Here is a 23,287-nt window from a genome sequence, read left to right on the forward strand (position 1 = left end):
GCTGCAGCTTCAGGGAGACGGGGATCAGATCCCGCCTAAGTAGGCTTTGCGCACCTCCTGATTATGCAAAAGTTCTTCTCCCGTCCCACTCAGGCGAATTTGCCCGTTGACAATAACGTAACCCCGGTCAGACAGCCTGAGCGCATGATGCGCATTTTGCTCCACCAGAAAGATCGTCATGCCACTTTTCGCCAGTTCACGCAGGGTCTGGAAAATTTGTTTCACGATAATGGGTGCCAGCCCGAGACTCGGTTCATCGAGCAGTAACAGCTTCGGACGACTCATCAGCGCACGGGCAATCGCCAGCATTTGCTGTTCGCCACCGGACATGGTCATCGCCCGCTGTTTACGGCGTTCCTTCAGGCGCGGGAATAACGCAAACATGGTTTGCAGATCTTCTGCCGCATGCTGATTCCCGACAGGAATGGTGCCCATCAGTAAATTTTCTTCCACGGTCATATCCGGAAAAACGCGCCGCCCTTCCGGCGATTGTGCAATTCCCGCCGAGGCCACAAAGTGTGTCGATTTGCGGCTGATATCTTCTCCGCGAAACAGGATTTGCCCGCTCTGTATGCGTGGCTGACCGAATATCGACATCAGCAGCGTTGATTTCCCGGCACCATTGGCGCCGATCAGCGCCACGGTTTCTCCCTGATTCACCTTCAGAGACACCTGCTGCAATGCCTGAATCGCCCCGTAATACACATTCACATCGCGAAATTCCAGCATCGCGTCGCTCATAAGCTGACCTCGTCATCTTCATCAGCACCCAGATACGCGGCGATGACCTTTTCATCATTCTGAATAACCTGCGGTATGCCTTCGGCAATCACGTCGCCGTGGTCGAGCACGATAATGTGGTCGGAAATTTCCATTACCATGCCCATATCATGTTCTATCAACAGGACGGTAATATCGTGATGATCGCGCAGGAAGCGGATAATTTTACTCAACGTACGTGTTTCCACCGGATTCAGACCGGCAGCCGGTTCGTCCAGGCAAATCATTTCCGGCGCGGTACACATTGCGCGGGCGATTTCCAGCCGCCGCTGCTGACCGTAAGACATCTCCCCCGCCAGCCGGTTGGCGCAATCGACCAGTTCCACCACCTCCAGCCAGTAAAATGCGCGGTCAAGCGCCTGATTTTCAGCCCGGCGATAACCGGGTGTATTGAGCACGCCCGCAATCAGGTTGCGGTTAGTCTGCATGTGCTGCGCCACCAGCAGGTTTTCAACCACCGACATCTCACGAAACAGCCGGATGTTCTGAAAAGTTCGCGCCAGCCCGGCGCGGTTGACCAGGTGCGTACCACCGAACATTTTGTAGAAAATACGTTTGCCCAGCTGCGCCGGTTTAATCCAGTCATCCGGCTGAAATTTCTGTCCGAGCACCTGGATCACATTGGTGGTGCGCCGGCATGTATTGAGCAAAATATTGCCGCCGGACGCTTTATAGAAACCGGTAACGCAATTAAATACCGTGGTTTTCCCTGCCCCGTTCGGGCCGATCAGCGCGGTAATCGAACCGCGTCTCACCGCAAGATTCACATCGTTCAGCGCCTTAATACCGCCGAAATGCATACGCAAATGTTCAACACTGAGGATATTGTCATCGGCTAACGCTTCGCTCATGGTGCGACTCCTTTGCGCACGGCAAACCCGTTGCGGCTGATGCGGATTAAGCCGCGCGGCCGCCAGATCATCATCACCACCATTAATACGCCAAACAGCAATACGCGATATTCAGCAAAGCTGCGTAACAGTTCCGGCGCGACGGTCAGCACAAATGCTGCCAGTACCACGCCGATGGTTGAACCCATACCGCCCAGCACCACAATCGCGAGGATCAGGGCAGATTCGAAAAAGGTGAAAGACGTCGGGTTAACGAAACCCTGATACGTGGCGAAAAACACCCCCGCAATACCGGCAGTGGACGCGCCGAGCGTAAAGGCAGACAGTTTGACCAGCACATGATTGAGCCCCATCGCACGGCAGGCAATTTCATCCTCACGCAACGCTTCCCACGCCCGGCCAATCGGCATGCGGGTCAGCCGGTGTTTGATAAACAACACCAGCAACACCACCAGAACCAGCACGGCATAGATGAAGATAAATTTCATGTTCGGGTTATAAGTCAGATGAAAAAACTCGTGGAACGGCACGCCGCCTTCCTTCGCCCGCCGGCCAAATTCCAGACCGAAAAAAGTGGGTGGAGGGGCGGATACCCCGTTAGGGCCACCGGTGAAAGATAACCAGTTGGTCAGCACCAGCCGGATAATTTCACCGAAACCTAACGTCACGATCGCCAGGTAATCACCGTGCATACGCAGCACCGGGAAACCCAGCAAAGCGCCTGCCAGTGCGGCCATCACCGCCGCCAGCGGCAGCATCGACCAGAACCCCAGCCCGAGGTACTGATATCCCAGCGCCAGTCCGTATGCACCAATGGCGTAAAACGCCACGTACCCTAAGTCGAGCAAACCAGCCAGACCGACCACGATATTCAGTCCCAGGCCGAGCAGGACATAAATCAGCCCCAGAATGGCAACCGTCAGAATATATTTGGTGGCGACGAACGGAAAGAAAATCGCCAGCACGAGGAGCAGTGGAATAATCCAGCGCAGATTGCTTTTGTCATCCGGCGCGCGGACATACACACCCGCGCTGTCAGATTCGAAACGCGCACGCATTTTCTGTCCGGCCCTCGTTTCTAAAAATACACTGAGCAGGAAGCGGCCGGACATCACCGCCACAATCATCCAGACCAGGCGCTGACTATGGAAATTAAAACTGTAGCCATCGAGCACCACGCCAACCACCGGCCCGAAAATAATCAGCGCCACCAGCCCGGCAAAAATGGCATCCAGCAGACAGCGTTTCAGTGAAAAGCCACTGTTCACAGCAGTTTGTGACATCATTTTATTTTCCTCACACTTTCGTCACGACCGGACGGCCCAGCAGGCCCTGAGGGCGGAAAATGAGGATCACCACCAGCAATCCAAAGGAGAATACGTCTTTATAATCGGAATTCACCATGCCTGAGAACTGCGCTTCGGCGATCCCCAGGATCAGCCCGCCGAGCATCGCGCCCGGTAATGAGCCGATCCCGCCAAGCACCGCGGCGGTGAAGGCTTTGATGCCGATGATGAATCCGGCATAGAAATCGAACGTGCCGTAGTTCATGGTCACCAGCACCCCGGCCAGCCCGGCCATCGCGGCACCCATCATGAAGACCAGCGAAATGATACGGTCAGTATTAATGCCCAGTATCGAAGCCATTTTTCTGTCCTGCTGCACGGCGCGACACATCCGCCCGAGTCTGGTGTGGCTGATAATCCACGATAAAACCAGCATGCCCACCAGTGATGCCAGCAGGATGAAAATTTTGGTGTAGGTCATCTGGACAAAACTTTCGCCGATATGAAAACGGAACGCGCCATCCAGCAGGGTCGGAATACCTTGCTGCCGCGGCCCCTGACTGATCTGGGCGTAATTTTGTAAGATAAGCGACATGCCGATAGCAGAAATCAGCGGTGCAAGGCGGGTCGAATTACGCAACGGCTTATAGGCAATGCGCTCAATTGCCCAGCCGTAAACGCCGGTGACCACGATGGTGAACACCAGAGTGCCCAGGATCAGTAGCGGAAAAGAGTGAAGTCCGAAGAAAGAGAGCAGTGCCAGCGCAATGGCGCAGAGGTAAGCTGAAATCATATACACTTCGCCGTGTGCGAAGTTAATCATGCCGATAATACCGTAAACCATGGTGTAGCCGATGGCGATCAATCCGTAAACAGCACCCAGCGTGATGCCATTAAATAACTGTTGCAGAAAGAATGAATCCATAAATACGCAGTCTCTTTTTGTGACCGCGCCCGGCTAAGGCGCATTCATTAAAGCGAATAAAACATTATCGCTACAGCCGTCCGGACCCGGTCAGCGCACAAGAACCGTCGCGTACATAGAATACGTAAGGTCACTGAGCACTGCCCGGGTTCAAATGGCAAATAAGCGTGCTTTATTCTTTCACTTCCTGATATTTGCCTTTGTCATCCCACTTATAAACCACGTAATCCGAAACTTTCAGATCGCCTTTGCTGTCCCAGGCTTTTTTGCCCATGACAGTATCCACGCTGTTGGCTTTCAGCCATTGGCTGGCTTTGGCGGAATCGCTGCCGCCGGTGGCTTTGAACGCTGCGGCAATGGCCTGAACGGAGGCATAGGAATAAAGGGTATAACCTTCCGGCTCAAACTTGCTGGCACGGAATTTATCGATGACCGCTTTACCTTCCGGGATCAGGCGCGGGTCTTTACCAAAGGTCATCAGGATGCCGTTGGTGTATTGCGGGCCACCTGCGGCGGTGACCATTTCTTCGTTCACGATGCAGTCACCGGAGAAGAAGGTGGCCTGCACGCCCTGCTCACGCATCTGGCGCACCAGCGGACCGGCCTCCGGATGGCAACCGCCGAAGAACACCACATCCGGTTTCTGCGCACTGATTTTGGTGACCAGCGCGTTAAAATCTTTTTCACCTCGCGACAGCCCTTCGTACATCACTTCCTTCACGCCACGCTTGTTGAGCGCCGCTTTGGTGGCATCCGCCAGCCCCTGCCCGTAGGTATCTTTATCATGGATAATGACCACTTTTTTGGCTTTCAGCTTGTCAATGATGTAATCGCTGGCAACCTGCCCCTGCTGGTCGTCACGTCCACACATGCGGAACATATCGCTCATGCCACGTTCGGTGATTTGCGGGTTGGTTGAACCCGGTGTGATGGCGATAATTCCGGCATCGTTATAAACCTCGGACGCTGGCATGGTAGAAGATGAGCAAAAATGCCCGACAACCGCCTGCACTTTATCCTGATCAACAAGACGGTTCGCCACCGCAACGGCCTGTTTCGGTTCGCAGGCATCATCACCCTGCACTAGTTTGATTTTCTCGCCGTTAATTCCGCCTGCGGCATTAATGTCATCAGCGGCCTGTGTGGCACCATGCCAGTACTGATCGCCATAGGTGGCATTCGGGCCGGTGAACGGGCCGGCGACGCCAATCACGATATCCGCACGCGCAGAAAACGCCGTGACCAGACAGCCTGCCAGCAACAAAGAAAGAGGACTTTTAATAAATTTCATCGACATCATCATGATCCTTAGGACTGAGTTAATGCAAAACGGGTGAAGGAAAACGCATGTAGCAAAAACACCAACACGAAGTCGTCATCTGAAAATGTGAAATTTAATGCTTAATCTTGAGACTGAGGATTCCCCGCTTATCACCAGGGGTGAAAACATCAAAGGTAAGAGACATAAGCAAAATATCTGCCAGTGTTACAGAACCTTTGAGAATGTTACGGGTTATGTGAGTATAGATAGCGGCGCAAGAGCGTTACGAACAAGTCACAGAAACAACGACGGGATCACATCGCACCGTGCTGGTGCACAATCGTGGTTTTGCACGCACTATTACGCTTAGTGACATTTTTATTCTTTGCTTCTTACGGCAGTTTGTTTTGTAATGCCGGCAAATGATTGCAACAGGAACCTGCTGAACAATGAAGAAATTATTCTGCCTGACGGCCGGGGTTCTGGCCCTGGCATTAACCGGCTGTGCCAGCGATTATGTGATTAATACGAAATCCGGCGACCAGTTTTTCGCCCACGGTGAACCGGATCGTGACCGCGATACCGGTATGACCAGCTATACCGACATGAACGGCGATTATCACCTGATGAACACCAATGATATTGCGGGTATTGTGAAAAAGTAGGTAAGACGGGGCCAGTCATCTGACACGAAGGCAAAATGTGGCCTGCCAGTGACAGGCCCGTTTTATTTAATAATATTGGCTCTCATGGCTTTCATTATCACCTGCACTCTATTTTTAGCCCCAAGTTTGGTCATGCAATTGTTAATGTGAAATACTGCTGTTCTTTCTGAAATTGACAGAATCCGGCTTATTTCCCAACTGGTTTTCCCTTCCGCAAGCCAGACCAAACATTCACGTTCTCTTGAAGTCAGTATTGCTGGCGGCGTTAAATCACCTATCTTATCAATAAGTTTATTATTAAAATCCATTAAAAATTGATTATTAAGTTTGTGCAAATACACTGTAATCATTCCAATAATATTCATGGATTCCTTTTGCGAAACAAATATATCTTCTTTTCGTGCCACACTGAGCACGCCTATATACTGGTCATTTATCGGTAAAGACATGGAATATCCATACCGGATACCATGCGCCTTCGCACAATTTAAAAAGCGATCACTTCCCGAAAGCGACACACTGCTCCATATATGAGCTTGCTGATAATTCTGAGCCTTATTAATAATAGGGTCTATTTTATGAAACCCATTTTCCATATATTGCCGGCGCCAGCTGGCGTTAAAACCTTCAAGAATAAAAAAATCATCGAAGCCTTTTCTCGGCGTTATAACATAAGCATAGCTGTCGAATCGAATTGAGTATAACCACTTATCCAAAGTTAATTTTATCTGGTCATCCATACAATAATTTAAGTCGCTGAATTTCGTGCAAATGCAATCTCCAGGGAACATTTCCCTCTGCTCATCCAAACACAGCGTTGCAATGATTATAGGAAGGCTCGATTGCCTGTCAATTAAACTGCCTGCAATACCTGTAATAAGTATCAGGTTTTTGATTTTTTTTAGTTTATTTAATTTAACTTATTGAAATTAAAAAATAAAAAATTAACAGGCCAATTTGCACAACACAGAATTACAGCCAAAATAATTCACGTTCCAAGACGAAATGCTGTTTCAGATTTATATCATGCTGATAATTCAGAATGCTAACTGTTAAGGAAAATTTATGTCTAAAATTACAAAACCCGATGCCGCGACAACTGAATCTTATCTGATCGACGGATTTGATCCCGCCGTTGATACCGAAAAATTCAGTTATACCGCAGCCCGCGTAGCTAAACCGGTATATAACAAATACAACACTGCAGGTCGCCCAAAAGTCTTTGGTTATTACACCGACTGGTCACAATATGATGGCCGCCTGCAAGGCAGCCAGCAACCCGCAGATCGCGGCCGTGGCGTTGACCTGGCACTTGTTTCGCCAACGGCATTCGACAAATTAATTGTGGGTTTTGTCGGCATTCTTGGTGATTTGGGTGAGAAATCTGCAGCCATCTCCAGCGGGGCAGCAGCATTTGGTATTCACGATCAGGACGGCTCTGTTACTTTCCTCGATGTCTGGGGTGATACCCAAACCTACGTCAATAATGGCTTCCCGAGTTATAAAGACATCACCATGCCTGACGATTTCCAGCAGGAAAAAGTTCAGGGGATTTTAGGCGGTCTGCGGGATTTGCAGAAAAAAGCAAAAACACTCGGTCATGATCTGGTTCTCTCATTTAGCGTGGGTGGGTGGACCATGAGTAACGGTTTTTACAACATGTCACGCGATGCCCAACAGCGTGTTCGCTTCTGTGCCAGCATTGTGGATATCTTCAAACGTTTCCCGATGTTCACAGAAGTCGACATTGACTGGGAATATCCGGGAGCAGCAGGCAATAACAACCCTTATGGCGATGACGACAGTGTTTACTATGTCATTTTAATGAGAGAGTTGCGGGCAGCTTTCAACAATGCCGGATTGCCAAACACCAGAATCAGTATCGCCTCTTCAGCCGATCCGGCGGTTCTGGCGAAAGCCGACATCCCGGGTCTGCTGGCTGCAGGTCTGAACGGAATTAACGTGATGACCTACGATTTCTTCGGTACGCCATGGGCTCCGGCACTGAATCATCATACGAACCTGCATAAAACAGAACAAACCAGCTATGGCGTGGATGCCGCAGTTGACTATCTGATTTCAATAGGTGTGGCGCAGAGTAATATCAACATTGGCTACGCAGGTTATACCCGTAATGCGCGTAATGCGGCGATCTCTCAACTGTCACCTTTGGTCGGTACCTATGAACCAGGTGCCGCAACGACAACGGGGACTTTTGAGTCAGGAAGCTCAGAATGGTATGACATTATTTATAACTATCTGGATCTGGAAGCGCAAAAAGGGAAAAACGGCTTCGAACTCTATACCGATGAAAAGGCTGACGCAGACTATCTGTACAGCTCGTCTTCTAAATTATTTATCTCTCTGGATACGCCGCGTACCGTAAAAGCGAAAGCTGAATATGCCCGCTCAAAAGGGCTGGGAGGCGTATTTACCTGGACTGCCGATCAGGATAACGGTCTGCTGGTCAATGCTGCGCGTGAAGGGCTGGGTGCCCCGATAGTGACACAAGCCATTGATATGGCACCTTTTTACTTTAAAGGTATTAATGCCAGCGTTGATCCGCTCGATCGCGCACCGGTCGCGCAAATCGTGGGGCCAAAAAGCCCGGTCTCTCCGATTACCCAACTTACCTTTGATGGCAGTCATTCCTACGATCCTGACGGTGACCCGATCACTTATCAGTGGAATGTCCCGTCGGGCTTAATTGTCAGCGGCAGCCTGACAGACCCGATTATTCACCTGCGGGTGCCTGCCGCAGGGTATCAGGCCAGTTATACCGTTTCACTTACCGTCTCTGATGGCAGCAAAACCGGTACTGATACCTATACCTTCCTGGTCGCAGGTGGCGTGAATGAGCCTCCGGTGGCGGCAGTCTCCGGCAGTAAAACAGTCAGCAGCGGCGCAACGGGTACACTCAGCGCGGCAAACTCGTATGACCCTGACGGCGAAGTGTTGAGCTACTTCTGGAGTTTACCAGCAGATGTCACTGCCACATCCGTGACCGGTGAAACGCTGACTTACACCGCGCCAACCGTGCTGATTAATCATTCACTGGTGTTCCAGTTGACCGTGACTGATATCAGCGGAGCGAGCGACACTGCGGCTTACAATGTTACCGTTCAGGCGGCAACCGGGTATCCGCAATGGAGCGCCACGGAGACTTATAATGAGGGCGACCGTGTTAGCTGGGAGGGCAGTAATTATGAAGCGAAATGGTGGACTCAGGGAACAGAGCCAGGCACGTTGGATGAAGCCGGCGGGGATCCATGGTTGAAATTAGGCTCCGGCAATGTCGGAGGTCAACCAAACTGCCCGGGCGTGAGAGGGGGATGCTGCGCACCACGCGGGCGTAATCCGGGTCGTAATATGTAGCGGATTTCCCGCTATTTATCACTGACTATCAGTGCAGGCGGTGATTAGCCTGCACTGATTATTAACGAATGAGTATTGAATATGAGCCAAGCCGAAATTATCACGCCGGAGAGCATTTTTCATTCCGACAATACAGATATTGATATAACAGACCCACGCCTTGTTTCACATGCCGTACTTCACGGATGTATTTCCGGAAGCAGAAGAAATCAGACGCTCTTATTATCGATGTTTCAACTTCGGCATCGTGTATTTAAACAACGGTTGAAATGGGATGTAGAAAGTTTCAATGAGCAGGAAACAGATCGTTTCGACACTATCGACACTGATTATATTATTACTACCGATATTAACAATAACGTCAAAGGCTGTGTGCGCCTTTTGCCCACCACGGCCCCTTATATGCTCAGCGAAGTTTTTCCTGATTTGTGGCAAAGTCAGGCTCCCCTTCCCTGTTCTGCATCAGTCTGCGAACTTTCACGTTTTTCCTTTGAAAAGAGTCATGACGCCGGGGGATACGGATTCTCTGGCCCGGTAGTCCGGCTCCTGCGTAATTTAGTTTTATATGCACAACGCAACCAGATTTCACAATATGTCTTTGTCACCACTGCTGCCATTGAACGCTTACTGGTGATCCAGGGAGTTTCGATTTACCGGGTGGGGAATGTAGTCAAAATAGGCAGCGCACAAACCGTGGTTATTTTTATGAATATCAATCAGCAAACGGAGGAAGCCCTTTTTAACCATTCCAAATGAAGCGCCTTGCTATATCCGTGAACAACCGCAGTAGATAAACCCTGACTGTTAATCCTCAATCCCTATTAATTTATTAAGGAAATATCATGTCAAATTCTTATTTACCTTTTATTGACGTCACTATTAATGCGTTGTGGAGTGACTGGCAACAATATCCGAATGGCAGACCTAATCCCATTTATTACGAACAGGCCCTCAGGTGGAAAATTGACGGGTTAATTTTTGGGTTTCTGACACTGGATACGGAAACCAATACCCCGTGCTGGGCGGCAAGTTCTGCCATGCCTTTAGAGTGGGCACTGCCGCTGGCGGATGAGCTTAACAGCGCCGGGCTTTCTGTCATCATCTCATTTGGCGGGGCGGCCAATTCCGATATCTCCACCCATTTCAGTATCGTGGAACTTGAAGAGATCTACATTGCCACTATAGACATGTACGGAGCCAAAGGGCTGGATTTCGATCTGGAAAACGGGCTGTTTGATGCCGCTAAAATATGTGCGGCTCTGAAAAGAGTTGTCAGCCTCAGGCCTGACGTTGCCATCAGTTTTACCCTGCCGACCCTGCCTACCGGCCTGAATCTGAGCGGTGTGGAGATCCTCAGGCTGGCAAAAAATGCGGGTCTGGAGTTTAGTGTCAATGGTATGGCGATGGATTATGGCGATCCGGATAATGACCCGGCAACACAAACGGATATGGGCAGAGCTGCTGTAGAGGCGGCACTGAGCATCAGTACACAATTGCTGCTTCTTTACCCTGATCTTTCCGAAGCCCGGCGCCTGGCCAAAGTGGCCGTTACGCCCATGATTGGTCTCAACGATGATGCCAGCATGTTCAAACTGGACGATGTCAATACCCTAACACGGTTTGCTAAGCTTAACCCGTTGAGTTTTATCGGTATATGGTCATTTAACCGTGATCATCCATCCGGTTATACTTATGTTGATCTCGAAACCAGCAGTAATCCTGAACAGAGAGTGGCAGGCGAATATTCACAGCTGTTTGTATTGGGTTTAACACCGGCCACCACCGCGCCGGGGACAACCCTTCACAGTGGCCGGGTCTGGTTCGAGTCCCACCCGGCAACCAAAAACCGCAGATTCGTATGCCCTTCCCGTTAAGCTTTTGTAATGCAAAAAACCGGGCGGAAGCCCGGTTTTTCGTTTGAAGCATAAAAAGAAATTACAGCCCGTTTTCAGCAATATCCATGGCAAAATAGGTCAGGATAATATCTGCGCCTGCACGCTTGATCGCACCAAGACTTTCGCGCACCACGGCACGCTCATCGATAGCACCGGCTTGTGCGGCGAACTTGATCATCGCGTATTCACCGCTGACCTGATACGCCGCCAGTGGCAGACGGGAGGCTTCACGGATATCACGGATCACATCCAGATACGCGCCAGCAGGTTTCACCATCAGTGCATCTGCACCTTCCTGCTCATCCAGCAACGATTCACGCACGGCTTCGCGGCGGTTCATCGGGTTCATCTGATATTGCTTGCGGTTGCCTTTGAGCACGCTGCCGCCCGCTTCACGGAAAGGTCCGTACAGCGAAGACGCGAACTTGGTGGAATAGGCCATGATCGAGGTATCGATAAATCCGGCTTCATCAAGCGCACTGCGGATGGCCTGCACCTGACCGTCCTGAGCGGCGGATGGCGCGATGAAATCTGCCCCGGCGGCGGCGGCTACCACCGCCTGCCTGCCAAGATTGATGAGGGTTGCGTCGTTATCCACACCGTGGTCATGCAGCACACCGCAATGGCCATGTGAAGTGTATTCGCAGAAACAGGTGTCGGACATGACGATCATTTCAGGCACGGTGTCTTTGCAGATACGCGCCATACGCGCGACCAGACCGTTTTCATTCCAGGTATCACTGCCGGTGGCATCCATGTGATGCGAAATACCAAACGTCATCACCGAGCGGATACCGGCACGGGCGTAGCGTTCGATTTCAAACGCCAGACGGGATTCAGGGATGCGCAGTACGCCGGGCATGGCTTCGATGGGTACGTATTCAGAGGTTTCTTCTTCTACGAAAATCGGCAGTACCAAATCATTGACGCTAAATTCGGTTTCCTGAAAAAGCGTGCGCAGGGATTCGGACTGTCTCAGGCGACGAAGGCGTGAGCTCGGGAACTGATTCGACATGAAAACTCCTAAAAATTAATCTGTTGCACTGATATTTTTGAGAAACAGGAGCGCAGACAGTTCAGACGGCAGGAGGCAATGCAGCGCCGTCAGACGATGGAGCCAGTATTTTATAATAACTTTTAAACAAATGATGAACTTTCCGTGAGCAGATGTAACACCGGCCGCAATTTTACCTCAACAATCGGCCGGTTCACTGAATCCTCCCGTTCGCATCAGGGCGGCCCGGAGGATGACGGATTCCTACCCCAGTTTTATCTCGCGATCGGCTGAGGCAATGGTAGAAGGCCGGTGCGCGATAAATATCCGCGTAATATCCAGTTCACTGATCGCCTGATTAATCCGCAGTTCGTTATCCAGATCCAGATGGCTGGTCGCCTCGTCGAGAAACAATATCGCCGGACGACGGTACAGTGCGCGGGCAATCAGCAAACGCTGTTTCTGCCCGCCGGACAGGCTGCCACCCAGTTCACTGATCAGCGTTTCATAGCCCATCGGCATCCGTTCGATATCGTCGTGAATATTACAACGGCGTGCACAATCGACAATACGCGCCTCATCTTTCTGTTCGTCGAAGCTGGCAATATTCTCGGCGATAGATCCGGCGAACAACGTATCATCCTGTAATACACAGGCGATGCAGCTGCGGTAATTGTTCAGCCCGGCTGTGGTGATATCCATGCCGTTGATCAGGATCCGCCCTTCGGTCGGCGTGAGCAAACCGGTCATAATTTTCATCAGTGTGGTTTTACCCTGCCCCGACGGCCCGGTAATGGCCACGCTTTCACCGGCCGCGACTGACAGGTTCAGTCCGTTGATCAGCGGCGCGGAAAGGCTGTCGTACTGGAAAACCAGATCCCGCACCTCCAGCGAAGCTGCCTCGCCCGCGCGCAACAATTCGCGCTCCGGCAGCGACTTTTCGGTGTCGGTCAGCGCAATATCGGCGATACGGTCGCGGTGCAGGGAAAGCATCCGCAACTGTAATACCATGTTCAGCAGATTGGCCGCACGTTCGGAAAACTGACCGCGATACGTATTGAACGCAACAAACATCCCGAGCGTCATATGGCCGTCGATGACCTGCGTCGCCCCAAGCCACAGCAACGCGACCTGATCGAGGGTGGCGATCAGCGTGTTGCCGCCGGTAAACATCATTTCAAACTTGGTTTTGCGCACCGTCGCATTGGCGTTATCAATGTTCAGATTCAGCCAGAAATTGGCGCGGGATTTCGATAAACCGAGCGCTTTCAGCGTGCTGATGCCGTACAGGGTTTCCATAAAGTGCGAACCGGCACGCGCACCTTTTACAATCTGCTCTTCTGAAACCTGCCGGTATGCGTTGTAGGTTGTCAGGCGGAAAACCACATAAATCGCGGTAAAACCCAGGATCACCCAGATCAGCCAGCCACCGTACAGCACCATCATGACAATTAATCCGACCGACATAATGCCGTCAATAATACTGTTCACCACATTGGTGGTCAGCGTGGTACGCAGTGTGTCGAGCGAAGTAAAACGCGACTGAATGTCACCGAGTTTGCGTTTTTCGAAATAATCGAGTGGCAGTTTCATCAGATGGTCAAACAGCCGGGCTTTCCATTGCACATCAATCAGCGTACTCATCACCAGCGATGTCCAGGCACGTAACATACTGACGCCGGTGCGGAAAATGATGAAAAACAGTAAGCCGAGGCAAATCAGTGTCAGTAAATCCGGGTCTTTGGCCGGGATCACATGGTCCATTACCAGTTGCATCCCGACCGGCAGCAACAGATTGACCGATTCGATCATCAGCGAGAGGCAGAAGATTTTGGTCAGCGCCGGAATAAGCCCGCTGACGTTGCCCATCATTTTGCGCAAATCCAGTCTGACGCGTGGTTTCTCCGAGGTAAAACCGTTGTCCGGCCACAGTTCCAGCGCCACGCCGGTAAAATGTTCAGACACTTCACGCATGCCAAGCGAACGACGGCCAAAGGCCGGATCGTGAATAATCACTTTGCCCTGTTTCACACCAACCAGTACCACGAAGTGATTGAGATCCCAGTGCAAAATACACGGCGTTTTCAGCGCATTCAGCTCATCGATATCCAGCTTTAGTGCGCGGGACTTCATCTCATTGGCCGTGGCGATATCCATCAGCGTACGCAGCGTCGCGCCGCGTGAAGAAATGCCGTAACGCTGTCGCAGACTCTGTAAATCAACGTGCTTGCCGTGATAGCCAAAGACCATCGCCAGACTGGCCAGCCCGCACTCGGCAGCCTCTGTTTGAATAATCTGCGGCACACGGTGACGCCAGCTAAAGTGCAGGCGGTCAGCCAGCTCCCGTACGTTATCGAGATTCATTGATTGGCCCCACCACGCTCTTCTTCATGCTGTAATACGGAGACAGCATCCATTGATACAACGGCCTCTTCTCCAGGAATAATGTCGATTCGGCTTTCATGCCGCTGGATAAATTCAGCGTCTCGCCGTGCCAGTTCATGGCTTTTTTATCCAGTGAAACAATCACTTTGTAATACGGCCCGCTGACCGTACCGTTAGGCGTTCGCGGCGCGCTGGCGTAGGAATTCAGTTCCTGTTCAGAAACCGGTGCCGAAGAAATCGACTGCACCGTGCCCGGGAACTGGCCATATTTTTCAAACGGATAAGCTTCATAGCGAATATTAATGTGCTCGCCCGCTTTCACGTAAGGCACGCTTTCATTGGGCAGCCAGGCAACGAGGAAGAACGGGGAATTACTGGCTGGTACCAGTTGCGCAAGGCTGTCGCCCGCGTTAACCATCTGGCCGGGCGTGACGCTCAGTGAGGAGATTTTGCCGGAGGTCGGCGCGGTGATCAGCAAGGAACCTTTGGCATCGGCCTGTGCCAGTTGTCGCTCAAGGTCATTGCGCTGGTAGCCGTATTGCGAAATCTGGTTATCGAACTCCGCTGCCCGCGTGACCAGCTCACTGCGCAGATTGGTAATCTGCAACGCTTCCTGAATCGCCTGGGTATTCAGGCTCTGAAACGATGTCTGTTGCTGATAAAACAGGTAGCGCTGATTATTCAGCTGATCAGTATTGATCAGGCCCTTCTTCTGATATGCCCCGTAGTTCTGCATACTTTTTTTCATGGCATCCAGCCCTTCCTGAGCCGAATCCACCATGCTTTGTGAGACTTCATGTGCTTTCTGATACTGATCGAGTTGCTGTTGCAAATTTTGCAGCGTTTCCTGCTTATTGTGTTCCAGCTGAGCGATAATGGAATCTATCTGTTCGCGCTGCTTTTTAATCGCGGCAAGTGTGGTGGTGCTGACATTCCCCGCCTGTGTCACGCGGCTGACATCGATCTCATAGAGTGGCTGGCCCTTTTTTACGGGTTTACCGGTGTCGACATATAATTTTGTCACCACGCCCTGCTCAGGACTGAATAAATTAATGCTGTGCGGCTGAGTGATGATTTCACCGCTGACGTTAATGCGGCGTGTATAATTTGCAAAGATAAGGAACATCAGTAAAGCAAACAGGAAAAGGGCGGTAAGTGTCGTCACAATCCATAAAGGCCACCCTGCGAGTAATAAAGCCTTGCCCGCCCAGTGGCTTTGCTGATGTTCATTCACCTCTTTACGAAAGAGCATATTTACGTGTTCCAGAATAACCAGCTGTAAAAACAGAATCTTTGAAAGATAGCAGCCTGTCATCACGCTGCCACCGCGATTACTCTGAAACACACGACAAATTTATTTCCGCACCGCAACAATGATGTAGAAATATTAATTTTCAAACATTCTCTGAAATAACCAGGCGACCATAAATCTGATTAATTTTTGTTCGTTAAATAAATCACTCCGGTTAGGTTATATTTAAATAATCAATAAAAACAAATTGTTGAACAGAAAATCTCACTTAGGAGATTATTCCTAGACAAATTCAGCACGCAGTACTCTAGGCTTAATCCCTGTGAAGACATTGCGTAGAAATTATCTCCATAGACTTACTCAATGTTTTCATCGCCCCCGGTATTAAAGGGGACTTGCTTTAACAGATTAAAAGGAAGGCCTAAGATGAAACAATTAACAGAACGTGATATTGAAATGGTTAATGGTGCAGGTTGGTCGGAAGATGTTAATAAAGTTGCCGATCGCCTATCAAGCTTTGGTCAGGACGCGGTAAGTGACACCAGTAATGCGGTGAACAAGGCGTATTCACAAATTTCCGATGGTCTCGCTAAAGCACAGAACTATCTGACAACCTAGTTTTCAGTCTTAAAGGTTAATCAGAGTAATTCGAGCCCCCATTTATTTGGGGGCTTTTTTATTGTCGCTCAAAACTGACGTAATATCACACGCCTGTTTTTGTTTTCTCGCTTTTCACCATGCTGTTCTTCAGCCTGCCGATAAGCTCGCGGCGAAAATCACCGAGTTTCGGTTTATCGCCTTCCAGCCACGGCAGCGGACGGCATAACTCCATGGTTTTGATGCCCAGACGCGCGGTCAGCAAACCGGCCCCGATCCCTTGTGCAGCACGGGCAGAAAGCCGGGCGGCCAGATCCTGTGACATCCAGTCCATACCCACCTCACGCACCAGCTCAGATGCGCCGGCGAACGCCATATTGAGCAATACCAGACGGAACAACCGGATACGGCTGTAATAGCCGAGTTCAATGCCATAAAGTACCGCGATGCGGTTGACCAGTCGCAGGTTACGCCAGGCAATAAATGCCATATCCACCAGAGCCAGCGGGCTGACGGCAATCATCAGCGCGGATTCGGCGGCTGAATGACTGATTTCACGCCGTGCCTGCACGTCGAGAACCGGCTGAACCAGACGGGCATACAGTTCGACCACTTCGCGGTCATTCTGGGTTTCATGCAGTGAGGCCTTCCAGCGTTGCAACGCCGGATGGCTGTTATCCAGGCCAGCCTGTGCTGCCAGTTTTTCGCAGAATGCACGCCCCTGCCCTAACCCGTGGCTGTGCATTAATTCGCGTGCCGTATCGCGCTCACTGGCCCGCTGACGCAGGCGGTACAAACGCCGCCATTCGGTGGCAACAGACCCCACGCCAGCGACAATAATCAGCCCACCTGCGGTGCAGGCACCGAGCGCCACCCAGTCCTGTTGGATCCAGGCCTCATGAACCCGTTGCATGCCCTGTGCCACGACGCTGATACCCAGCACCGCCACGCCGAGGCGCACAATTTTGCCCCATAAACTGCGGCGGGGTTTCAGCGCGCGGTTAAGCACCGCTTCGGCTTCGCCCTCCTCCTGATGTTCATCTGTCTCGGCGGTAACCGGAATAAAGCGCTCTGAAATCTGCGCGTCAAAGGCCACAGCCGGTTTGATCAGCGGCTCCGCCGGCGCTGTTAATTCCGTTTCAAAATCGATACGCGGTTTTATCGGTTCGCTCATCGCATTTTATCTCCCAGTAAAAACTCCATCACCGCATCCAGACGGATGTGCGGCAACGGGGTGTCCACACTCATTTCGCGCGGACGAAACTCGTCAAAATGAAAACCCTGTTTTTGCCAGAACGCATGCCCCGGCAGGCGCGCAGGCACTTCGCCGGGGAACACGGTCAGCGGCGCACCATCCTGTAACCGGTGTCCTTTCAGCGCGGGCAAACTTTGCCCCTGATATTCCACCATGCCCGTTTCCGTCGCCTGTACCGAAGCCAGCCCGGCGCAATCCATGCTAATGCCTTCGAACGCAGCATTCTGCCAGGCTTCCTGCACCAGTTGCTGTAACAGTGATACCAGATTAGCGTGCTGATCGCCGGTGATGTGGTCGGCTTTAGTGGCGGCGAACATCAGTTTGTCGATGCACGGATTAAACAGACGGCGGAACAGCGTACGTTTACCGTAGTGAAAACTTTGCATCAGCTGAGTCAGTGCCAGGCGCATATCGTTAAACGCCTGCGGCCCGCTGTTGAGCGGCTGCAGGCAATCGACCAGCACAATCTGGCGGTCGAACTTCACGAAGTGATCTTTATAAAAACCCTTCACAATGTTCTGGCAGTAATAATCGAAACGTGCGCGCAGCATACCAAAATTGCTGTTTTTATCCGCCTGTGCCAGCTGTGCATCCGAATAACCATTCAGCTCGGGCCACGGGAAAAATTGCAGCGCAGGCGCACCGGCCATATCTCCCGGCAAAACAAAACGCCCCGGCTGGATAAAATGCAAACCTTCGTTTTTGCAACGCACCAGATAACCGGTGTAAGCCTGGGCAATCGCGCCAAGCAAATTTTCATCCGCCGGTGCCAGCGGATCGCATTTTTCGCACAGCGTCAGCCACGGCTTTGCCCATTCTGCGCGATCGCCCTGTAACAGCCCCGCCATCTGGCGCGACCAGTCGGAATAATTTTGCTCCAGCATCGGCAGATCCAGCAGCCATTCGCCAGGATAATCGACGATCTCCAGATAGAGCGTGGAGGTATCTTTAAAGTGACGCAGCAGGGAATCATTGGAGCGGTAACGCAGCGCCAGGCGGATTTCGCTGACGCCGCGTGTGGGCGTGGGCCACGCAGGTGGCGTGCCATAAAGTGATGCCAGACCTTCGTCATAGGTAAACCGCGACACGCCCAGATCACGTTGGGGGACGCGTTTCACACCGAGCAGCCGCTCTTCGCGGGCCGCCGAAAACAGCGGTAAGCGGGCGCCGCTGTGCATGTGTAATAGCTGGTTAACGAAAGCGGTAATAAAAGCGGTTTTGCCACTGCGGCTTAAGCCGGTGACAGCCAGCCGCAGATGCCTGTCCATGCCGCGATTGATCAGTGAACTAAAGTCGCTTTGTAGTCTTTTCATTGCTCTCCCTGGCGTAGCGCCCAAACAGCGCGGTCAAAATACGTTTGAATAACGGTTCTAATAATAGTGCTAAAACATACCGTAGTGGCCCTTTTCCCACTACGCCCAGCACACGCGCCGCCAGCCCGGCAGGGCCAAAAGTCAGCGCCAGCGTCATCATAACGCTGAAAATTTTCGAAAACAGGCTGCGCTTACCCGGCAGCGAGGAATTCAGGGAACGGGTCATAAAGATTCCTTCAGCGGGAGGTGAGAGGGAAAATGGCAGCCGGAGCCATGTCCGGCGGCCAGAGGCAAGGCGGTGAAAATGATTAAAGCTGGCGGAACCGGCTACGTACACCGAAAGTTTCCGAAGTCACATAGCGTTCGACCTGGCGTAAACGTTGCTCGCTGGCTTTCAGTTCACGGTCAGCCTCTTCCAGCAAATTTCTCGGCGATGGCGCAGTTTCCTCCTCATATTCACTGGCCGGTACAGGATCCAGCACGTAGCTGAGAATGATGTACGCCACCAATGTGAACATGAACAACCCAAAGAAAACCGACAGTACAGCCATAATACGCAGCAGTTTTACCGGCACGCCCAGATAGTGCGACAACCCCGCCAGCACACCTTTTACCACGCCCTCTTCCGGCACACGGTACAACTTTTTCTCAGACAGGCGATTCGCCATTATGATTGCCTCCAGCCCGGATGTTCGGCATCGAGTATTTCTTCCAGCGCCTGAATGCGTTCACGCATACGCTGCGCCTCATGGGTCAGACTGCTGAGATTTTGCATCTCATGCTGACTGAGCTGACTGCCATTTTGCTGGCGATTGCTGTAGTGAAGCCACAACCAGACGGGCGCCACGAATAAGACGAAAATGGTCAGCGGGATGGCTAAGAACAGGAAGCTCATTACATCACTCCTAGATTTTGATGAGTCTTATTAATTTGTTAACCCTGCCCAACCTGCCGGTGAACAGGCTGGTTGGGCAGCAAATATTACGCGTCCGGAGTGCTGTTCATTTTCGCTTTCAGGGCAGCAATCTGTGCGCTGATTTCATCGTCGGCTTTGAGTTCAGCGAATTGCTGATCCAGCGATTTCTTTTTACCGATGCTGACACTTTCTGCTTCCGCTTCCATATGATCAATACGGCGTTCAAACTGCTCAAAACGCGCCATGGCTTCATCAATTTTACCACTGTCAAGCTGACGGCGAACGTCACGGGAAGACGCCGCAGCCTGATGACGTAAGGTCAGCGCCTGCTGGCGGGCACGGGTTTCGGTCAGTTTGCTTTCCAGCTCGCCAATTTCTGACTTCATCCGGTCCAGGGTTTCTTCTACCACGGCCACTTCGTTTTTCAGCGTAGTGACTAACTCGGACAATTTTTGCTTTTCGATCAACGCCGCACGCGCCAGATCGTCTTTATCTTTACGCAGCGCCAGTTCAGCTTTGTCCTGCCATTCAATCTGCTGGGATTCACCCTGATCGATACGGCGGATCAATTGTTTCTTTTCTGCCAGCGCACGGGCCGAGGTAGAACGCAGCTCCACCAGCGTGTCTTCCATTTCCTGAATCATCAGACGAACCAGTTTTTGCGGATCTTCTGCTTTATCCAGCAAGGTATTGATGTTGGCGTTAATGATGTCAGCGAAGCGAGAAAAAATACCCATAATCGAAATTCCTCTTTGTTTCTGTTTGGTTTCCGGCCAAATGATTACCGGTTAAAGCCGCAGGTGATTTTTTCACTGCAGTGATAAACCTATATCAGGATCCGTGCCAACTTTTTTAAATTATTATCTGCATGAATAAATTGAATTTTTCAGCGTTGCCTCTGCTATGCTTATTTTTCGGGATGACGATTTTCACTAAGTGTTAGTGTTTTTCACCACACAAGGAAAGCCAAATGACGGATAACACAGACAATTTACTTGGCGAAGCCAACGCCTTCATTGAGGTGCTGGAACAGGTTTCACAACTGGCGAAGCTGAACAAGCCGGTTCTGGTCACCGGCGAACGCGGCAGCGGTAAGGAACTGATCGCGCATCGTCTGCATTATCTTTCACCCCGCTGGCAGGGGCCGTTTATTTCACTTAACTGTGCGGCACTCAATGAAAACCTGCTGGATTCTGAACTGTTCGGCCATGAAGCAGGCGCGTTTACCGGTGCGCAGAAACGTCATCTCGGGCGCTTTGAACGTGCGGATGGCGGCACGTTATTTCTTGATGAACTGGCGACAGCCCCCATGCTGGTACAGGAAAAACTGCTGCGCGTGATCGAATACGGTCATCTGGAACGCGTCGGCGGCAGCCAGCCGTTGCAGGTGGATGTCCGTCTGGTGTGTGCGACGAATGATGATTTGCCGAAGCTGGCCGCTGAAGGGAAATTCCGCGCTGACCTGCTGGACCGGCTGGCGTTTGATGTGGTGCAATTACCGCCCCTGCGCGAACGTCAGCAGGACATCATGTTACTGGCCGAACATTTTGCCATCCAGATGTGTCGTGAACTTTCCCTGCCTTTATTTCCCGGATTTACAGAGTACGCCCGGGAGACGCTGCTGACGTATCAATGGCCGGGCAATATCCGTGAGCTGAAAAATGTGGTGGAACGTTCGATGTACCGCCATGGCACCAGTGATTTTCCGCTTGATAATATCATTCTGAACCCGTTCACACCGCGCACCGGCGCTGCGGAACCGGCTGATGACAGTAAGCACGAAAACCTGCCGACACTGCCGCTGGATATTAAGCAATGGCTCACCGGGCAGGAAAAAAATCTGATCGGACAGGCTTTGCGGCAGGCGCGGTTTAATCAGCGTAAAGCCGCTGAGCTGCTGAACGTGACGTATCATCAGTTACGCGGGATGTTGAAGAAACACGGGATACAGGTGAACTCGCAGGAAGCGGCTGAATAACAGGCAAAAAAAAGCCAGCACCCGAGCTGGCTAAGTCATACTGGAAGCAATGTGAGCAATGTCGTACCTCGCGATTAACGTCCCTGGCGGGGCATTTCTCGTCCGGTGAAAAGATGATAATGGTTCTCAGTATCGTCTGTAAAGCACTTTGTTGAGAATATTTCTCATTACCACAATGACATTATGGCTACTTATTGAACAACCCTACCCTCCCTAAGGACTACCATGCCGGGAACGGATCAGCCATGTTCACCCAGTGTTCAATACCTTCTGCCATCTGTTCTTCGCTAAGCAGGCACGCATCCAGCCGCCGGATAATCTCTTCTTTATTCATGTGCTGACCGATAAAGACCAGTTCCTGTCGCATATCTCCAAACGGCTCTACCCATTTTTCCAAAATGTGTTCACGGGTTTCATCATCCTCCGGCCAGTCGCTTTCCGGCAGAGAACGCCAGAAAATACCTGCCATGCCATAACGCGCAATCCCCCCCGCCTGACTCCATTGGCCGGCAAAACGCGGACGCGACGCCAGCCAGAAAAAGCCTTTGGAGCGCAGTAAAGTGCCGCCGCCCCAGTCACCATGCACCACGCGGTAAAATTTATCCGGATCAAACGGCCTGCGCGCCGTGTAGACAAAACTGCTGATGCCGTACTCTTCAGTCTCCGGTTTATGTTCACCACGTAACTCTTTCAGCCAGCCCGGCGCCTGTTGTGCTTTGGCGAAATCAAACCGGTGTGTATTCAGCACGGTGTCCAGCGGCAGGCTGCCAGGGGAAATCGGAATAATGTGCGCATCAGGATTGAGGCTTTTCAGCAACGCAATCACTTCGCGCTGCTGCCGGCTGTCGAGAAGATCGGTTTTACTCACCAGCAACACGTTACAGAACTCTATCTGGTCGATGAGCAGATCCGTCACGCTGCGCTCATCGTCCTCACCGAGACTTTCACCGGCCTCCTGCACACTCCGTGCTTCCTGATATTGCTGCATAAAGTTGACGCCATCAACAACAGTCACCAGCGTATCCAGCCGCGCAAACTGCGACAAACTTTCACCGTTTTCATCTTCAAATGTGAACGTTTCTGCCACCGGCAGCGGTTCTGAAATACCACTCGATTCAATCAGCAGATAATCAAAACATCCGGCCTGTGCCAGCCCGCGCACTGAAATCAGCAAATCTTCCCGCAACGTACAACAGATGCAGCCGTTGCTCATTTCCACCAGTTTTTCCTGCTGACGGTCAAGGGTAATTTCGTTAGTGATCAGCGCGGCGTCAATGTTCACCTCACTCATATCATTGACGATAACCGCCACACGCAGTCCCTGACGGTTGTTCAGAATGTGGTTGAGAACGGTAGTTTTGCCTGCGCCAAGAAAACCGGACAGCACGGTAACGGGGAGTAAGGACATCATTAACCTCATTGCTAGAACAGTGCAGGAATTTTTCGCCTGCGTTTATTGTTATAATATAACATAACAATAGCATGCCGATTTCAAGGGTTTTATTTACAGATGGCCAGTTTTTGCGCGAAGTGCCGCAGGATCATGCGCTGATTTGCTC

The 23,287-nt window shown here is 51.4% G+C and carries 22 protein-coding genes; 6 read left to right on the top strand and 16 right to left on the bottom strand.

What is annotated here, in order from left to right:
- Positions 1-24 precede the first annotated feature (24 nt).
- The 5 genes from EVX52_RS00940 to EVX52_RS00960 all read right to left on the bottom strand — a co-directional run bounded on the left by EVX52_RS00940 (position 25) and on the right by EVX52_RS00960 (position 5,139).
- Positions 25-741 carry an ABC transporter ATP-binding protein gene (locus tag EVX52_RS00940; protein WP_129990416.1) on the bottom strand — a complete coding sequence of 239 codons (717 nt, stop codon included), beginning with the start codon at positions 739-741 and terminating at the stop codon, positions 25-27.
- Entirely contained in the window at positions 738-1,631 is an 894-nt protein-coding gene (locus EVX52_RS00945) for an ABC transporter ATP-binding protein (RefSeq protein WP_129951650.1), read from the bottom strand. The genes EVX52_RS00940 and EVX52_RS00945 overlap by 4 nt, the downstream gene beginning before the upstream one ends.
- Positions 1,628-2,914 carry a high-affinity branched-chain amino acid ABC transporter permease LivM gene (gene livM / locus EVX52_RS00950; protein WP_205952618.1) on the bottom strand — a complete coding sequence of 429 codons (1,287 nt, stop codon included), beginning with the start codon at positions 2,912-2,914 and terminating at the stop codon, positions 1,628-1,630. Before livM ends, EVX52_RS00945 begins: the two co-directional genes overlap by 4 nt.
- Before the next feature lie 13 nt (positions 2,915-2,927).
- Positions 2,928-3,842: a branched-chain amino acid ABC transporter permease LivH gene (locus EVX52_RS00955; protein WP_129951652.1), complete on the bottom strand. Its 915-nt coding sequence runs from the start codon at positions 3,840-3,842 to the stop codon at positions 2,928-2,930.
- Between the two features lie 172 nt (positions 3,843-4,014).
- Positions 4,015-5,139 (bottom strand): branched-chain amino acid ABC transporter substrate-binding protein, encoded by a 1,125-nt coding sequence (locus tag EVX52_RS00960; RefSeq protein ID WP_129951653.1) that lies wholly within the window; start codon positions 5,137-5,139, stop codon positions 4,015-4,017.
- Positions 5,140-5,552: 413 nt separating this feature from the next.
- On the opposite strand from EVX52_RS00960, the gene EVX52_RS00965 reads away from it, so the two are divergent.
- Positions 5,553-5,768 carry a YgdI/YgdR family lipoprotein gene (locus EVX52_RS00965; protein WP_129951654.1) on the top strand — a complete coding sequence of 72 codons (216 nt, stop codon included), beginning with the start codon at positions 5,553-5,555 and terminating at the stop codon, positions 5,766-5,768.
- A 62-nt stretch (positions 5,769-5,830) separates the two neighbouring features.
- Here EVX52_RS00965 and EVX52_RS00970 read toward each other — a convergent pair whose 3' ends face one another.
- On the bottom strand, positions 5,831-6,559 hold the full coding sequence (locus EVX52_RS00970) for a LuxR C-terminal-related transcriptional regulator (protein ID WP_129990418.1): 729 nt from the start codon (positions 6,557-6,559) through the stop codon (positions 5,831-5,833).
- A 274-nt stretch (positions 6,560-6,833) separates the two neighbouring features.
- Here EVX52_RS00970 and EVX52_RS00975 point away from each other — a divergent pair, with 274 nt between their 5' ends.
- The 3 genes from EVX52_RS00975 to EVX52_RS00985 all read left to right on the top strand — a co-directional run bounded on the left by EVX52_RS00975 (position 6,834) and on the right by EVX52_RS00985 (position 11,017).
- Positions 6,834-9,143 (top strand): glycoside hydrolase family 18 protein, encoded by a 2,310-nt coding sequence (locus EVX52_RS00975; RefSeq protein WP_129951656.1) that lies wholly within the window; start codon positions 6,834-6,836, stop codon positions 9,141-9,143.
- Between the two features lie 81 nt (positions 9,144-9,224).
- Positions 9,225-9,899: an acyl-homoserine-lactone synthase gene (locus tag EVX52_RS00980; RefSeq protein WP_129951657.1), complete on the top strand. Its 675-nt coding sequence runs from the start codon at positions 9,225-9,227 to the stop codon at positions 9,897-9,899.
- 86 nt (positions 9,900-9,985) lie between these two features.
- Positions 9,986-11,017 (top strand): glycosyl hydrolase family 18 protein, encoded by a 1,032-nt coding sequence (locus EVX52_RS00985; RefSeq protein ID WP_129951658.1) that lies wholly within the window; start codon positions 9,986-9,988, stop codon positions 11,015-11,017.
- Positions 11,018-11,078: 61 nt separating this feature from the next.
- Here the strand turns inward: EVX52_RS00985 and hemB are convergent, their stop codons facing one another.
- From hemB to EVX52_RS01000, 3 genes are all read right to left on the bottom strand, one after another.
- Positions 11,079-12,053, bottom strand: coding sequence for a porphobilinogen synthase (gene hemB, locus EVX52_RS00990; protein ID WP_129990419.1), 975 nt, complete (start codon positions 12,051-12,053; stop codon positions 11,079-11,081).
- A 243-nt stretch (positions 12,054-12,296) separates the two neighbouring features.
- Entirely contained in the window at positions 12,297-14,396 is a 2,100-nt protein-coding gene (locus tag EVX52_RS00995) for a peptidase domain-containing ABC transporter (protein ID WP_129990420.1), read from the bottom strand.
- Positions 14,383-15,669, bottom strand: coding sequence for an HlyD family secretion protein (locus tag EVX52_RS01000; protein WP_129951661.1), 1,287 nt, complete (start codon positions 15,667-15,669; stop codon positions 14,383-14,385). The genes EVX52_RS00995 and EVX52_RS01000 overlap by 14 nt, the downstream gene beginning before the upstream one ends.
- 426 nt (positions 15,670-16,095) lie before the next feature.
- Between EVX52_RS01000 and EVX52_RS01005 the strand changes: the two genes are divergently transcribed.
- Positions 16,096-16,287, top strand: a complete 192-nt coding sequence (locus EVX52_RS01005) for a chemotaxis protein (protein ID WP_129951662.1) — start codon at positions 16,096-16,098, stop codon at positions 16,285-16,287.
- 85 nt (positions 16,288-16,372) lie between these two features.
- On the opposite strand, the gene EVX52_RS01010 is transcribed toward EVX52_RS01005, so the two are convergent.
- The 6 genes from EVX52_RS01010 to pspA all read right to left on the bottom strand — a co-directional run bounded on the left by EVX52_RS01010 (position 16,373) and on the right by pspA (position 20,487).
- Positions 16,373-17,440, bottom strand: a complete 1,068-nt coding sequence (locus EVX52_RS01010) for a YcjF family protein (protein WP_129990421.1) — start codon at positions 17,438-17,440, stop codon at positions 16,373-16,375.
- Positions 17,437-18,834 carry a YcjX family protein gene (locus EVX52_RS01015; protein WP_129951664.1) on the bottom strand — a complete coding sequence of 466 codons (1,398 nt, stop codon included), beginning with the start codon at positions 18,832-18,834 and terminating at the stop codon, positions 17,437-17,439. The genes EVX52_RS01010 and EVX52_RS01015 overlap by 4 nt, the downstream gene beginning before the upstream one ends.
- Positions 18,809-19,060, bottom strand: a complete 252-nt coding sequence (locus EVX52_RS01020) for a phage shock protein PspD (protein ID WP_129951665.1) — start codon at positions 19,058-19,060, stop codon at positions 18,809-18,811. The genes EVX52_RS01015 and EVX52_RS01020 overlap by 26 nt, the downstream gene beginning before the upstream one ends.
- Positions 19,061-19,142: 82 nt before the next feature.
- Positions 19,143-19,502 carry an envelope stress response membrane protein PspC gene (gene pspC / locus EVX52_RS01025; protein WP_129951666.1) on the bottom strand — a complete coding sequence of 120 codons (360 nt, stop codon included), beginning with the start codon at positions 19,500-19,502 and terminating at the stop codon, positions 19,143-19,145.
- Positions 19,502-19,729, bottom strand: a complete 228-nt coding sequence (gene pspB / locus EVX52_RS01030) for an envelope stress response membrane protein PspB (RefSeq protein WP_129990422.1) — start codon at positions 19,727-19,729, stop codon at positions 19,502-19,504. The genes pspC and pspB overlap by 1 nt, the downstream gene beginning before the upstream one ends.
- 86 nt (positions 19,730-19,815) lie before the next feature.
- Positions 19,816-20,487: a phage shock protein PspA gene (gene pspA, locus EVX52_RS01035; protein ID WP_129951668.1), complete on the bottom strand. Its 672-nt coding sequence runs from the start codon at positions 20,485-20,487 to the stop codon at positions 19,816-19,818.
- A 233-nt stretch (positions 20,488-20,720) separates the two neighbouring features.
- Between pspA and pspF the strand changes: the two genes are divergently transcribed.
- The gene (gene pspF, locus EVX52_RS01040; protein ID WP_129990423.1) at positions 20,721-21,728 is read left to right on the top strand and encodes a phage shock protein operon transcriptional activator; all 1,008 of its coding nucleotides are present in this window, start codon (positions 20,721-20,723) and stop codon (positions 21,726-21,728) included.
- A 220-nt stretch (positions 21,729-21,948) separates the two neighbouring features.
- Here the strand turns inward: pspF and zigA are convergent, their stop codons facing one another.
- Positions 21,949-23,136 (bottom strand): zinc metallochaperone GTPase ZigA, encoded by a 1,188-nt coding sequence (gene zigA, locus EVX52_RS01045; RefSeq protein WP_129952129.1) that lies wholly within the window; start codon positions 23,134-23,136, stop codon positions 21,949-21,951.
- Between the last annotated feature and the right edge of the window lie 151 nt (positions 23,137-23,287).

The organism is Rahnella sp. CFA14(1/10) (assembly GCF_004195095.1).
In the GTDB taxonomy this organism is placed as follows: Bacteria; Pseudomonadota; Gammaproteobacteria; order Enterobacterales; family Enterobacteriaceae; genus Rahnella; species Rahnella perminowiae.